This window comes from Flammeovirga sp. OC4 (assembly GCF_000812565.1).
Taxonomy (GTDB): domain Bacteria; phylum Bacteroidota; class Bacteroidia; order Cytophagales; family Flammeovirgaceae; genus Flammeovirga.
Map to the genome: position 1 here is coordinate 1 of NZ_JTAM01000112.1, position 14,353 is coordinate 14,353.

Here is a 14,353-nt window from a genome sequence, read left to right on the forward strand (position 1 = left end):
AGTTGATCCTATAAATGCTGGCAGAAAGGTTGATTGAAAGTTAACGAAAACTTAGTTTACAATTTACGTAATTGTTTAAGAATAAAAAAAACCTCTTATTTCCAAAGGAAACAAGAGGTCAAGACTCTTTTTTAATTATTGATGGTTTAAAAAAGGGCCTTTGTATTATAATGTTACGATTGCTTCATCTAATGGCTTTCTTACTTTTGCAAGATGTTGGTAATCATCATCTTCAGCTCTATAGCCAATAGGAAGTAATATTGTACTTTTCAGTCCTAATTCTTCAAAACCTAATACTTTATCTACCTCAGCAGGAACAAAACCTTCCATTGGAGTGCTATCTACTTCAAGTTGAGCACAAGCTGTAAGTAAGTTACCTAAAACGATATAAGCTTGTTTTGCTACCCAAGTGTCTTTGTCTTCTGCTGACAAGTTGTTGACAGTGTTTACCATCATGCCTTTGTAGTCACCAAGTGCATCTGCAGGAATTCCTCTAGTGCTTGCTACATTTTGGATAAATGCTTCAACATCTTCTACTGTAAGGTCTGCTGTACGAGCAATGACAATTAAGTGAGATGCATCTGCAACTTGTTTTTGTCCCCATGCATGTGGTACAAGTGCTTCACGTAATTCAGGAGTTTTTACCACAACAATTGTCCAAGGTTGTAAACCGTAAGAAGATGCCGATAAGTTACCTGCTTCTAAAATTGTTTGGACTGTTGCTTCATCTATTTTTTTCGTTGCGTCAAATTTCTTTGTTGCGTAACGCCAGTTTAGGCTCTCAATGATGTTCATAAGAAAAGTGTTTTATTTTGATTGAAAGATTAAATCATGACAAATTAAAACAATATTCGTTTAAACGACAAATGTTTTGGAAATATTTTACAGTATGTATAGTGTGAAAGTTGCAAAAGGAAAAGTACCACTGTTGAAAGATGGAAAAGATATTTGTTCGAATATTACTGTTATACAGATGCTTAAATAAAAAAACACCTCTTAGGAGGTGTTCATGTATTTTTAGAAATGGGGAAGATAAATTTTTATCCAATTAAAAAATAAGTGGCAACTAATAGCATCTTACCAAGGATAATCCCCCAATAATTCGCCAAAGCGTACCCAAGAGTACCGGCTGCCATTCCTGATAAAATCACTTTTTTATTCTTAATGGCTTTTGAAACTGGTCCTACAAAGGCAGGCCCATACAAACAAGCTGTTGATGTAATGATAAAAGTATCCACATCGATTTTGAAATATTTGGCGAGTAATAAATGAATCACAATTCCAGTGAACATTACAATAGCAACAAAGCCAATATATAAAGTACCATCAGCAAGTAATTTTTCAAAGTTGGAAAGACTTCCTAAACCAATACAAAAAAGTAATACAAAATACTCACCTACTAAAAAGCTTCCTTTGATATTTCTAACTTTGCTATTGAATGAAGCACCTATTGCTAAGGAAGTAACGCCAAGGATAATATAGATTTCATCCATTTTTCCCCAAATCAACAATGAACTTCCTACACAAAAACCAAGAATGAGTACTACAATACCAATGCTTGCTAAGATACTCTTGTATGTTGGACCTTGAAGGGCTTGAATCTTACTAATATCGCTTTCAATGGCGTTTTCAGCATTGTATTTTGGTAGTACAAAACCGAATAGTGTTTTCGCAAGGGTCATTAAGAAAATCATCCACAAACCGCCCAGTATCATATCAGCAGTATTCATTAATACAAAGGCTTCGTCTTTAACATCCAAAGCCAAACCAATGGCAGACATATTTGGTGTTCCGCCGGTATATAGTCCTACGGACATTCCTCCCAAATAGTGAGCACTTTCTAATGTACCTGTAAATACGAGGAAAGCGAGGGTTGCTCCAATTGTTACACCAAATAAATTACAGAAGAAAGATAAAATTGTAGATCTCGCTTGAGTGATCCATTGCTTCATATTGGAAGACAAAAGCATCAGTCCAATCGATAAAGGCACTGCTGCATCTACCAAAGTTTTTGAAACTTCCGTATCAATAGTATAAAAAGTATTACCAAGGAAAATGCCTAAAGCATAAGCAATAATTACCGTTCCTATGTTTTCGATCCATGTAAATTTCTTAGCTCCCCATGTTAAAATAATGGGAGCTACTAGCATAACTAACGCTTGAAGCATATATATAACCTATTTTAATTTCCCTCAAAGGTAACTATTTTGTGTAAAAGAATATGGATTAGGAACAAATCAAAAAAAGCTATCCTAATGAAGGACAGCTTTTCGGTTATTGAAAAATAGTGTTTTTCTTATTTGTTTTTCAAGACTTTATAGACCTTTGTTTGGCCTAGGGTTGTTAGTTTGATGAAATGAATCCCTTCTGACAAGGTGTGTGTTGGAATATTGAGATGATGAATACCGCTATTTAATTCATTATATTTTTTAGTATAAACCAATTGACCATTTGTATTTAATACTTGTATGCTAACCGTTTCTTTGTCTTTTAATTCAATATCAATGGTCAGTTTTGATTCAAATGGATTGGGATAAGCATTACCCCATTGATTTTCTAGCTCTACTTCTAAATCATTTCTTGTTCTGGCATTACTACCATTAAAGAATGTATCATAGCTTTGGGCATATTCATAATTTGTCGTTTTATCCCAATTGATCGACCATGTCATCATACCACGTAAATCAGGATATCCTTCGCTTTTCACAAGTTTATAGGTTCCACCAAATGAGACACCATTCACAAGGTAGTTTAATGCTTTTTGTACTTCGGCAGGTGGAGTGTAACCTCCAGCAGGGGCAGCAGGTTTATTGGCAGGTAACCCCAAAGCCACCTGATCTTCTCTAAAAGGAGGGAAGAAACCGGCTACACTTTTTGTTTCAAAACCTTGCAGTAACATTTCTGTCATGGCTACAATAAAATCGGCAGAACCTTGTGTATAAGCTTTTCCATCTAGCGCACCTAAACTACCAGTGTTGTAAAGTTGTACATGTACATAGTCCAACTGATCTCTCAGCGTATGTAAGATGGGTAAATATCCACCCCAAGATCCTCCATAAGCCGTTTGACCACCTTGAACGTAGGCAGTTTCAGGTGCAGAAGTTAATAAGAATGAAGGCCCAAAATGTGCTTTGATCGCTTGCATGCCTTCTATAAAGTTCAAGACTCTTGGAGTTGTGGGTTTTGTAAAGTCATTGTCTCCAGCATTTAGTGTCAGTGATGATCCTTCAAGGTCAATATCAACTCCATCAAAACCATACGTTTCACATAAACTGATCATAGAAGTTACAAACTTTTGTTGCTCTTCTTCATTATCTAAATGCACAACTCCATTGGCACCACCTAAAGATAAAATGACTTTCTTTCCTTTGCTTTGTAAGTAAGCTACATCTGCTTTAAACTCCGCTCTGGAGGCATCAGAAGGTTCATTTTGGAAATTATTGATATCTATAGGGTCAAAAACCATAGTGTTATCAATGTCTCTGATTTTAGGCTCAGCAAATGCAATACATATAACATTATATCGATCATCTACATCTTTCAATCGGATATAAGGAACGCTAGACAGGTTCCAGTTGTGCCAATAACCCACAAGAACTTTATCTGTAAAAGCTAAGTTTTCTTCAACTGTAATTGAAATACTTTGTTCGGTGGTTAAGTCTTCATCATCTGTAGCTGAAAATAGAATAGTGTAACTCCCGAATGCAGATGGAGTCCATGCCACGGAGGAACCATTGTATGTTGTTCCTTCTACTGTAATATTTGAGGATACGATACTTCCATCAATATCTGAAGCTTCAAAAGAGAGGTTAATAGAAGAGAGTGAAGTTTGTTTTATAACCTTATTATCAGCAGGACTGAAAGAAGTAATGACAGGGTATTGAGGTCCTTGTGGTTCATTTACAATAAGAGTATAAGCTGCCGAACTTGACTTTCCTTTATCATCTGAAGCATTGACAGTTACATTATAGTTGCCATAAACTGTAGGAGTCCATTGAGTAGAAAAAGTTGTATTGGTTTGAGTTGCTTCAAGAACAGCTCCATCTACTGTAAAGGTAACCGTTATTGGATCACCTTCAGTATCTGACACATCTGCGTTGAGTGTCGTAGCAATTAATCCAACAGACGTTTGATTGGTGGTTTTAATAATAGGAGCAGTATTTGTATCAACGCACGGACCAAGCGGTTTCCACCAGTGATCAGCTTCCCCAGGAGTGATGTTATAGAGGTTGTCTACTTGTGCTTCAAATAAGTCACCTTGATAGACAACAATATCATTTGTGTTATAAGTGGATGGGTAAGGGGTATATTCTGGGTAACTGCAATTTCCTTGAATAACTTCTTCAATTGTTATTGTAATTGAATTATTAGTGGTGAGATTATCGTTATCAGTAGCACTTCCCGTAATGGTAAAAGTACCATAACTTGAAGGCGTCCAAAGTGCAGAAGAAGAGTTAAAACTTTGATCCTCTACTGTAATATTTGAGGTAACGATAGTTCCATCATCATCACTGGCGTTGATTTGAATAGAAATTGGTGTTAGAGATGATGTCTTAATGATGTCACCGTCAGAAGGAGTAGTAAAACTCACTGAAGGAGGAGTTGGTTCATTAGAGGTAATAGTAAATTCAAGAGTAGTTTGACTTTCACTTCCCTGGTCATCAATGGCTATTCCGACAGCGGTGAAACTACCAATTTGAGTGGGAGTCCACTGAATGTTACTTCCTGAGAAGGTAATGCCATCAACAGTAATTGAAGTACTTTCAATTGTACCGTCATCATCTGCAGCAGAGATGATAAAATTAATTTCAGCAGTTTCTTCTAGTACAAAAGAACTATTATTAGCTGGTGAAGAAAAAGTTACAGTAGGAGGAAGGTTGTCATTACAGATGCCGATTTCTTCCCATGGTCCCCACTGAGCGTCTCCTGGAGTGTCTCCTTTTGTCCACCATTTAGAGCTGTAAAGTTTTCCATTGTGAACTACTTGAGTTCCACTTTGAGCATAGGTAGTTGATGAATTCCACTCTGCAACACCATCACAAGGTGAAGCATTCATAGCTGTTAATAGAGTGGTGGCCTGAGTTGCATTATACATAGCCATAATGCTAACTAAGAGTAGTAGTTTAAAAATTCTCATATATGTAGTAGTGTTGTTAATAAATTCTCTAAAAAGAGGAACTGAAGGTTGATGTTACGAATCAAATAAATGATTCAGTTAGTCGCAATAAAGTAGAGGGGAGCAAATAGGAGTACAACCCAAATTAATAGGGGTACAGTCCTGAGTTGATCAAAAAAAGTGGGGGTACAAAACTTACATTTTTATGGTATTTCAGATTGATTATAGGTGTACAGACCATATACTAACAGTCTTGTAGATGCTTTCTCTGTATTATTCTTTATTTTAAAGTCATCTTCAAAAACTACATTTTATGAAATTTCTCTTCTACTTTCTTTTTCTCTCCATTTTTCTCTCTTCAACTGTTTTTGGTCAGATTGATAGCTTAGGAAAACAACAAAGTGAACATATCAGTATTTCGTCACAAAATGACTTTTACCAATATTGGTTACAATCAGATCGAAACTTTACAAATGGCATTCATATGACATGGTCAAGCCATCACTTTAATAATAAAGTAATGGATAAACTACTTTTTGGACTGAAGCAGTCGACACAAAAAGAGTTTAGTTTGACAATAGGTCAAGACATGCATACTCCGGAAAATGCAACATTGTATGAAGTGGATTCGACAGATAGACCTTATGCGGGATTATTGTACGCTACGTATAGGAAGGTGACCTCAAATTATTGGAAAACTTTGAGGTTGGAAACCAATCTTTATATTGGTATACAAGGTCCAGCGGCAGGTGCAGGAGCAACACAAAACTTTATGCATAGTTTGTTTTTAGAGAACACGGATTTCAATGGATGGGGCAATCAAATTGGAAATGGTTTGGTACTGGATTTGGATGTAGAGGTGATGAAAATGTTGCCTTTTAATGGAAAAAACTATGAAACCAACTTGATTGGTAAAGCTCATATTGGCACCATTTATAACTATCTTCTATCAGGTATCCAATTTAAAATAGGCAAATATAATGATACTTATTACAGCAGAGAGGGTGTGAAACAGAAGTATCCACCAAGGTTTAGTACAACAGGTCAGCGAAGTAAAGCAAGGGAGAAAAAGAACATGAAGAAGGGATTAGGAAATACTTTTAATAGTATTCTTCCAAGTTTAAACCAAGTGAGTCAGATCTATTTTTTTACTGAGTTTCAAGCTGGTGTATTACTTTATGATGGAACAGCTCAAGGTAGTTTAATCCAATTTGAATCAAGTCCCTATGTACTGAAATCAAACCAAATAGATCCTTTAATTCTCAATTGGGTATATGGTATCAATTTTAATTTAGGAAGGTTTATGTTTCGTTATTACAGGGTGGTGACCAATGATAGTTTCAGTAAAGGAAACCTTTTTGGATGGGGTGAGATATCCATCTTTTATGGATTGTAAAATATAAGAATATTAATAACCTGTTTGAATTTAAAGGAGAAATAGAAAGCAATTTTGGAATCTCCGGTCTAAAATTCTATGTTACTATTCAATTTCAATTCGCCGACTCATACAACCTATTAAATTGCAGCACTACTTAAAATTATTAAAACAGCTTAATGACGGAATTATCGTAATCAATAATCAAAGTGAGATTGTATTTACGAATAACTCCCTATGTCAATTTTTAAACTACGTCGAAAAAGATTTACTCCAAAGAAATATTGATGAAATAATAGTAAGTGATAGAAGTTTTCAAGAGATAGTAACTCAAAATGTAGGTAAAATAACCTCAGATGAATACTTTTTTGAGAAATTTAGGGTGTTGAAGAAAGATAAAACCCTAACTGTAGCCACTGTTTATATATCAAAAAATTCTCTTGGTGATGAGCTGACCTACACACTTTTATTTAAAGGTTTAGATAAATGTGATTGTGAGAGTGAGGTCGATTATAAATCTTTGATTGATCATAACACTGATCACGTATTTCAGGTTGATAAAAATTTAAAAATCATATATATCAATCATGTTTCACCTGGACTTTCTAAAAATGAAGTCTTAGGGACAAGGTGTACCATTTATTTACCTCCTGGCTCTCAAAAAAGGGCAGAACGGGTAATGAAAGAAGTATTTGAAACAGGTATTCCTCAAACATACCAAATCGATTACAAGGCACCCTTTGGTTTTATGTATTATGAAACCAATGTAACACCGGTATTCGATGGTGAAAATGTGGTGAGGTTAAATCTCATAACAAGAGATATTACTGAAGGATATAAGGCACAAGTTGCTTTAGAGGAGAAAGAACGCTTCTTAAGAAAGATAAATCTAAATGCACAAAATGGTGTTTATATTTTTGATGTAAAATTAAGTAAAAATACTTTTGTCAATGAACAAGCCACCAAACTAGTTGGGTACACAGCTGACGATTATTCAAAATTTAGTAGGGATGATATTATGGAATTATTTCACCCTGAAGATCATGAACGAATAATTGCTCATTGGGAAAGATTAAGTACTGCCAAAGAAGAAGAATCGTTTTTTATCGTTTATCGCTTTAAAGCAAAATGTGGGAAATGGAAATGGCTGAGATCTAAAGATTCTCCTTTTGAATATGATGAAGAGGGTAACTTATTAAGTATTTTGGGTTCTTTTGTTGATATCACCGACATTATTGAACTCCAAGATGCTACTTCTGAGTTACAACAGAAAAATGTTGAAATAAAAGATATGCTTTACCAGGCTTCCCATGATATAAGGAGCCCTATCAACAATGTAGCACAATTAGTACAGCTGTCGATTGATGCAGGAGAAGTACAAGAACCTGTATTAAAGGTGATAGGGAAATCTGTAAAACGACTCAATAGCCTCGTAGAATCACTGATGAGTTTTGGAAGCTTAGATAAAAAGTTTGAAATAACGGAAGAAGACCTTAACGAATTAGTAACCGATGTGTTGACAGATCTAAATTATAAGATTGAAGATAAAGATGTGAATTTCAATGTTGAAAAACTACCTACAATTACCTGTAGTAGAATAGGGGTTTATAGGGTGTTCCAAAATCTGATTGGTAATGCTTTGAAGTTTCAACATCCTAATCAAGAAACCTTTATAAATATTAGTGTTGAAGATTTACCGAAATATTGGCAATTCTCAGTCACTGATAATGGTATCGGTATCGATGAAGATAAAAGAGGTGAAATATTTAAAGCATTTACCCGATTGAATACCTATTCTGAGTTTGAGGGTAATGGTCTAGGGTTGGCAAGTTGTAAAAAAATCATTGATAAACATCATGGTGAAATTTGGGTAGAAGAAAATCCTTCAGGAGGAAGTAAGTTTATCTTTACTATTCGTAAAAGCCTAGTACCAACTCAATAAAAAAACGGAGATACTTCGAAAAGTATCTCCGTTTTGCTTATATATCTTAAACTACTTTACAATAGCTTAGTTTTTCTTTGCCCAAGAATCTCTTAATCCAACAGTCTTGTTGAAAATCATGTTCTCAGGAGTAGAATCTTGATCTAAGATAAAGTAACCCATTCTTTGGAATTGGAAGTTGTCACCTCCTTTATTGTCTTTCAAAGATGGTTCTACTTTACAACCTTCAATCACTTGAAGCGATTCTGGATTTAAGAATTTCTTAAAGTCGATCACCTCTTTTGTTTCAGGATCCTTACGAGCGTCAGGTGCTTCATCAGAGAATAAACGGTCATAAAGGTTCACTTTCGCATCAACTGCATGTTCAGCAGATACCCAGTGCAATGTACCTTTCACTTTACGTTTTGACTCTTCAGTACCGCTACCCGAACGAGAAAGAGGATCATAAGTACAGTGGATTTCTGTAATATTTCCATCTTCATCCTTCACACAGCTCTCTCCTTTGATGATATAAGCGTTCTTCAAACGAACTTCTTTACCAAGCGTCAAACGGAAGAACTTACGGTTAGCACTTTCTTTAAAGTCTTCTCTTTCGATATATAACTCTTTAGAGAAAGGAACTTGACGTGTACCTGAGTTTTCATCCTCTGGGTTATTTTCCGCCTCTAACCACTCTGTTTTACCCTCTTCATAGTTGTCGATCACTAATTTGATAGGATCTAAAACAGCCATTACACGAGGAGCAGTTTTGTTCAGATCTTCTCTAACAGCATGCTCTAATAAAGAAACATCAATGATGTTGTCTCTCTTTGTAATACCCACTGTCTTTGCAAAGTTTCTGATGGAAGCTGGAGTGTAACCTCTTCTTCTTAAACCAGAAATTGTAGGCATACGAGGATCATCCCATCCATTTACCACACCTTCTTCCACTAATTGTAAAAGCTTACGCTTAGACATTACAGTGTAGTTCAAGTTCAAACGAGAGAATTCCGTTTGTTCTGGACGAGTTTTATCAGCTTCAGCTAATTGATCCAAGAACCAGTTATATAATGGTCTGTGTACCTCAAACTCAGTAGTACATAGTGAGTTAGTGATTCCCTCAATGTAATCTGACTGACCGTGTGCCCAATCGTACATCGGGTAGATACACCACTTGTCACCCGTTCTATGGTGAGCCTTCTTGATGATTCTGTATAAGAATGGGTCACGAAGGTGCATGTTAGGGTTGGCCATATCAATTTTAGCTCTTAATACCCTAGAACCTTCATCAAACTTCCCTTCTTTCATACCTTCAAAAAGCTTCAAGTTCTCTTCTACAGAGCGCTCTCTAAATGGAGAGTTAGTACCTGGAGTAGTAGGAGTACCTTTTTGAGAAGCAATTACGTCAGCAGGTTGGTCATCAACATACGCTTTTCCTTCTTTGATTAATTTTACAGCCCAATCATAAAGTTGGTCAAAATAATCAGAAGTGAATTTTGGTTCGCCTTCCCAATTGAACCCTAACCACTCGATATCTCTTTTGATTGAATCCACATACTCCTGATCCTCTTTGGCAGGGTTGGTGTCATCAAAACGAAGGTTTGTTCCCGCACCTTCAAACTCTTGTGATAAACCGAAGTTTAAGCAGATTGATTTTGCGTGGCCAATGTGTAAGTAACCATTTGGCTCAGGAGGGAAACGGAATAATAGTTTACCTCCATTTTTATTTGAAGCTAACTCAGCCGTGATTTTTTCACGGATAAAGTCTAGCCTTTTCTCAGTGTTTTTTTCTTCCATGTTCAATGTGAGTATTAAAGCATGCTAGAAATATATACTCCCAACATGCTATATCATAAACTAAACTCTAGTTGCCCTCTTTTAGTTTATTAATTTCTTCAATTGCGATGTTAATTCTTTCAGCGACTTCTTTGTTGCCTAAGATCTCTTGCATGATCATCAAATCAGGACCGCCACCTTTACCAGAGATTGCCACTCTTAACGCAGGCATTACTTGTCCGATTTTCATTTCATGGTTCTCTAATACTTTCATGAAAATATCCTTAGCATCATCAGCAGTGAAGCTTTCAGCATTTTCAATTGTACTCGCATATTCTTGTAAAACGGCAACCCCTTCAGGTTTCCATTTTTTCTTCACCGTCTTTTTATCGTATTCTTGAGGCTTTTCAAAGTAGAAACGACCATCTCTCCAGATTTCGTGAGGGAAAGTCACACGCTCTTTCAATTGATTAGCTACTAATGCCGCTTTCTCAGGAGTTGTTTCTTTTCCTTCAGCAGTCATATCATCAATTAAATATTGTGCTAACTCAGCATCAGGTCTGTTTTTCAAGTACTGTTGGTTGTACCATTTCGCCTTGTCGATATCGAACTTAGTACCCGCCTTCGTTACTCTTTCCATTGTAAACTCATCACATAATTCTTGTAATGTGAAGAATTCACGCTCGTCACCTGGGTTCCATCCTAAGAAAGATAAGAAGTTGATGAAAGCATCTGCTAAGAAACCATCTTCTTTGAAACCTCTTGAGATATCACCAGTTTGAGGATCTTTCCACTCTAATGGGAATACCGCGAAGCCCATTTTATCACCGTCTCTCTTGCTTAATTTACCGTTGCCGTCAGGCTTCAATAATAATGGCAAGTGAGCGAAACGAGGCATTGTATCTTCCCAACCTAAGTATTTGTATAATAAAACGTGCAATGGAGCAGAAGGCAACCACTCTTCACCTCTGATTACGTGTGTGATTCCCATTAAGTGGTCATCCACAACGTTAGCCAAGTGATAAGTAGGCATTCCGTCTGACTTCATTAAGATTTTATCATCGATAGTATGAGAATGTACCATTACCCAACCACGTACCATATCATTCAGTCTAATTTCTTCCTTTTTAGGAACCTTTAAACGAATAACGTAAGGAGCACCACTCTCAATTCTTTCTTTCACTTCCTCTTCAGAAAGTGTCAAAGAGTTGGTCATCTGTGTACGTGTCATCGAATTGTATTGAGGTGTATTTACGCGAGCTGCTTTCAAACGCTCACGCATTTCCTCCAATTCTTCTGAAGTATCAAATGCATAATAAGCAAGACCATCTTTTACCAACTGCTCAGCATATTCTCTGTATATATCTTTTCTCTCAGACTGTCGGTAAGGACCACAATCACCAGGGTTCCATGGTGCCTCATCAGCAACGATACCTGCCCATTCTAAACTCTGTCGGATATATTCTTCAGCACCTTCCACAAAACGGCTCTGGTCTGTATCTTCGATACGTACCAAGAAGTCACCGCCATTGTGTTTGGCGAATAAGTAATTAAATAAAGCTGTGCGCACTCCACCAATGTGAAGAGGTCCAGTAGGACTTGGAGCAAAACGTACTCTTACCTTATTTTCCATTTTTTATATTAATAGTTTTTATTTTTCTTTTTAGAATGTGCAAAGCTAAACAAATAAGAGCGAAAATGTTTTAAATATTATATTGAACTTTCAAGAATATGAATTGATTTAAGAACATTATAGAAAGTTTTAATAATATCTAGGACCAGAGAAAGGAAAAAAGTATATTGAAAGGCAGGAATACATCTTCTTTCAGATATTTTTAAGCAAATACTTTTCTCTTTTTCCATTATCAATTGAATAGAAACAATCCAAGTTATTCGCTTATTGAACACTGCAATATTTTGTATTATTCCTAATCCCAAAATTAACCTCATCACAATTATCAAATTAACTAATGGGACTCGTTTTTGACAGATTAGTACAGGAAGTACGGAAATTACAAAGGAACCTGAATGACCAACAGATCTTAGAATGTTTTCAAAGAATAGCTGACTATTTAATGAATCAATGTGTGTTGAAAGCAGGGATTCAAAATTATAGAATCGTAGAAATAGAATTTTATTTTCATCACGAAAAACATCCTGATCCCTATGTTCATCAACATGAAAACCAAAAGACTTTGGGGAGGTGGTATGTGCATGGTGCAGGTATTGACATTACTTTTGGCACTTTAGATTTTTATGGCGGTATATTAATCCGAGGACTTCAGCGTAAGAGCGATAAAACTTTTATTAGTGGCCCATTACATGTGATTGCCGAAATCTTCCATTTTATTGGAGGAGTGGATGTGCAAAATGTAGAATTTGGATTAAGGGAAAAAGAAATGGCTTATGAGGTGATTGCTCAAAGTAGTAGGGTAGGGTTGAGTAGCAATAAGCAAGGGGGAGAAGATTTCTTAAAAAGAAAATACCGTTTTGTAAGTTGTATTGGACCCAAACATCCATTTAAAAACAAGAAAATTGTTGCATTAGACTTGGTGGATAAGAAGTCCATCCAAGAAGTAAATAACTTGTTTGGATATAAAATTATGATGTAGAAAATATTGTACTTTTTAAGGGTAGATATTTCAATATCTACCCTTCATTTTTTTACTTATCCGTAATAGGAAATGGTGTGATGTTTAATGTACAATGACATTAAGTTTATCCTCTTTTCTAATCTTAAAGTTTAATGGAGTAGACCATTTTTCTGTTTCTTTATCTTTGAAACCAAAGATTGATTTTTGTTTTTTATCGGCATTAATTACAAAGTTATTGGATTGTAAATGAATGACTTCTGTGCGTTGGTTCGAGCTGTTGTTTTTGACGAGATGAATGCCAAAGTTCATGCCCTTGTCTTTTGGATTAACGGAATCTAGATGTTCACTTCCTTTTCTTAAGGTAGAAGGAATGTAGGGCCCACTTTTAAATAGTTCACCATTTGCTAGTGTAATGACAAAAGCGTTGGAGGTGATTTTTTGACCATTGACACTTATAGTGAAATTGTTAGCAGAATGTTTCTGGAAATCCATAATGAAAGATTTGAAATAGTTACCAATTTCTCTTCCATTGAACATCTTCGATTTGTGATTTGCTTTTGATTCAACACCATCAGTGTAGAAAACATGCTCATTATTGATTTGAGGAGCATCAATGCATTTTATTCTTTTGTTGTAGATTATTTTGATCGCTTTTCTTAAAGCGGTAGGAATACCCAAATTCTTAGCGAGTCCCTCTTCATTACCACAAGGTATGATGCCTAAAGGCTTGTCTGTACCCACTAATGCTTGTGCTACTTCATTTACGGTTTCATGGTCACCAATAGCGACAATAATATCAAAATCGGAAATAAAAGATTTTGCCAATTGAGTAGCATGTCCTTTATACTCCGCGTAAGCAATGTGGACATTCATTTTCTTTTTAGCTAAGGTTTGCTGTGCAACGTGTGCGGCTTTAGTCGCGGCCCCATTGCCAGACTTTGGGTTGGTGATTAAAATAATGCTCGGCATGAGTTAATTCTAAAATAATGGAACTTGGTTTTGGTTTAACTTAACCCATTTACAAGGGGAATTTAAAATACACATTCATTCCAAAAGGGGAGTTTTCCTAAAAGGTTAGTACTCTAAGCCATCAAGAGAATTGTTAATTGTTGTAGGATTTTAAAATTGAACTATAGCATTTTTGATGGTATTATTCTAATAATTATAATTCCTTAATAATACTAACTTTAGTGAAATTGGTTTTATCTCTTTTTCGTGAAAATGGTCAAGTTTTTACTAAAGCATTAGCTTGAAAGTGAATATTATTTTAAAGTTTCGATTTACCTTATATGTGGGTAATTTAAAATGTTATTTGCTTTCATTGAAACGCCTTTATTAAATATAGAAAATATAAAGTATTAATTCAAAGAAACACTTTGAATTAATACTTTGTCTATTGTAAGTTTTGAGATAAATTGTACTAATTAAGGTTTGGATATCAAGATTTCACATGAAAATGTCACTCGTTTATATTGGTGTTTCATTTACTAAATCATAAACTAAGTGGATAGAATATTTAATACATTTTAAACTAAATTGACGTTAACTTCTAATCAATCTTTCTACTTTTT

9 protein-coding genes are annotated in these 14,353 nt (G+C 35.5%); 3 read left to right on the forward strand and 6 right to left on the reverse strand.

What is annotated here, in order from left to right; all coding sequences use genetic code 11:
• Positions 1–165: 165 nt before the first annotated feature.
• From PL77_RS28755 to PL77_RS31235, 3 genes are all read right to left on the reverse strand, one after another.
• The gene (locus tag PL77_RS28755; RefSeq protein ID WP_044213200.1) at positions 166–795 is read right to left on the reverse strand and encodes an NAD(P)H-dependent oxidoreductase; all 630 of its coding nucleotides are present in this window, start codon (positions 793–795) and stop codon (positions 166–168) included.
• 245 nt (positions 796–1,040) lie between these two features.
• Complete coding sequence (locus PL77_RS28760; protein WP_044213201.1) at positions 1,041–2,168, reverse strand: DUF819 family protein; 1,128 nt, start codon at positions 2,166–2,168, stop codon at positions 1,041–1,043.
• Between the two features lie 128 nt (positions 2,169–2,296).
• Positions 2,297–5,137, reverse strand: a complete 2,841-nt coding sequence (locus tag PL77_RS31235) for a glycosyl hydrolase family 18 protein (RefSeq protein ID WP_082026789.1) — start codon at positions 5,135–5,137, stop codon at positions 2,297–2,299.
• Between the two features lie 292 nt (positions 5,138–5,429).
• Between PL77_RS31235 and PL77_RS28770 the strand changes: the two genes are divergently transcribed.
• Entirely contained in the window at positions 5,430–6,512 is a 1,083-nt protein-coding gene (locus PL77_RS28770; protein ID WP_044213204.1) for a lipid A-modifier LpxR family protein, read from the forward strand.
• Positions 6,513–6,636: 124 nt separating this feature from the next.
• Positions 6,637–8,433 (forward strand): PAS domain-containing sensor histidine kinase, encoded by a 1,797-nt coding sequence (locus tag PL77_RS28775; protein ID WP_044213207.1) that lies wholly within the window; start codon positions 6,637–6,639, stop codon positions 8,431–8,433.
• A 66-nt stretch (positions 8,434–8,499) separates the two neighbouring features.
• Here PL77_RS28775 and PL77_RS28780 read toward each other — a convergent pair whose 3' ends face one another.
• Together PL77_RS28780 and gltX are read right to left on the reverse strand one after the other, a co-directional pair.
• Positions 8,500–10,209 (reverse strand): glutamine--tRNA ligase/YqeY domain fusion protein, encoded by a 1,710-nt coding sequence (locus PL77_RS28780; protein ID WP_044213209.1) that lies wholly within the window; start codon positions 10,207–10,209, stop codon positions 8,500–8,502.
• 67 nt (positions 10,210–10,276) lie between these two features.
• On the reverse strand, positions 10,277–11,821 hold the full coding sequence (gene gltX / locus PL77_RS28785; RefSeq protein WP_044213212.1) for a glutamate--tRNA ligase: 1,545 nt from the start codon (positions 11,819–11,821) through the stop codon (positions 10,277–10,279).
• Between the two features lie 337 nt (positions 11,822–12,158).
• On the opposite strand from gltX, the gene PL77_RS28795 reads away from it, so the two are divergent.
• Positions 12,159–12,800 carry a hypothetical protein gene (locus PL77_RS28795; protein WP_156152592.1) on the forward strand — a complete coding sequence of 214 codons (642 nt, stop codon included), beginning with the start codon at positions 12,159–12,161 and terminating at the stop codon, positions 12,798–12,800.
• Positions 12,801–12,884: 84 nt separating this feature from the next.
• Here the strand turns inward: PL77_RS28795 and PL77_RS31240 are convergent, their stop codons facing one another.
• Positions 12,885–13,751: a diacylglycerol kinase family protein gene (locus PL77_RS31240; protein WP_052444827.1), complete on the reverse strand. Its 867-nt coding sequence runs from the start codon at positions 13,749–13,751 to the stop codon at positions 12,885–12,887.
• Positions 13,752–14,353: the final 602 nt, after the last annotated feature.

Excerpts from the sequence above, each read along its gene's own strand:
- PL77_RS28755 (WP_044213200.1), bottom strand. The coding sequence starts at position 795 with ATGAACATCATTGAGAGCCTAAACTGGCGTTACGCAACAAAGAAATTT.
- PL77_RS28760 (WP_044213201.1), bottom strand. The coding sequence starts at position 2,168 with ATGCTTCAAGCGTTAGTTATGCTAGTAGCTCCCATTATTTTAACATGG.
- PL77_RS31235 (WP_082026789.1), bottom strand. The coding sequence starts at position 5,137 with ATGAGAATTTTTAAACTACTACTCTTAGTTAGCATTATGGCTATGTAT.
- PL77_RS28770 (WP_044213204.1), top strand. The coding sequence starts at position 5,430 with ATGAAATTTCTCTTCTACTTTCTTTTTCTCTCCATTTTTCTCTCTTCA.
- PL77_RS28780 (WP_044213209.1), bottom strand. The coding sequence starts at position 10,209 with ATGGAAGAAAAAAACACTGAGAAAAGGCTAGACTTTATCCGTGAAAAA.
- gltX (WP_044213212.1), bottom strand. The coding sequence starts at position 11,821 with ATGGAAAATAAGGTAAGAGTACGTTTTGCTCCAAGTCCTACTGGACCT.
- PL77_RS28795 (WP_156152592.1), top strand. The coding sequence starts at position 12,159 with ATGGGACTCGTTTTTGACAGATTAGTACAGGAAGTACGGAAATTACAA.
- PL77_RS31240 (WP_052444827.1), bottom strand. The coding sequence starts at position 13,751 with ATGCCGAGCATTATTTTAATCACCAACCCAAAGTCTGGCAATGGGGCC.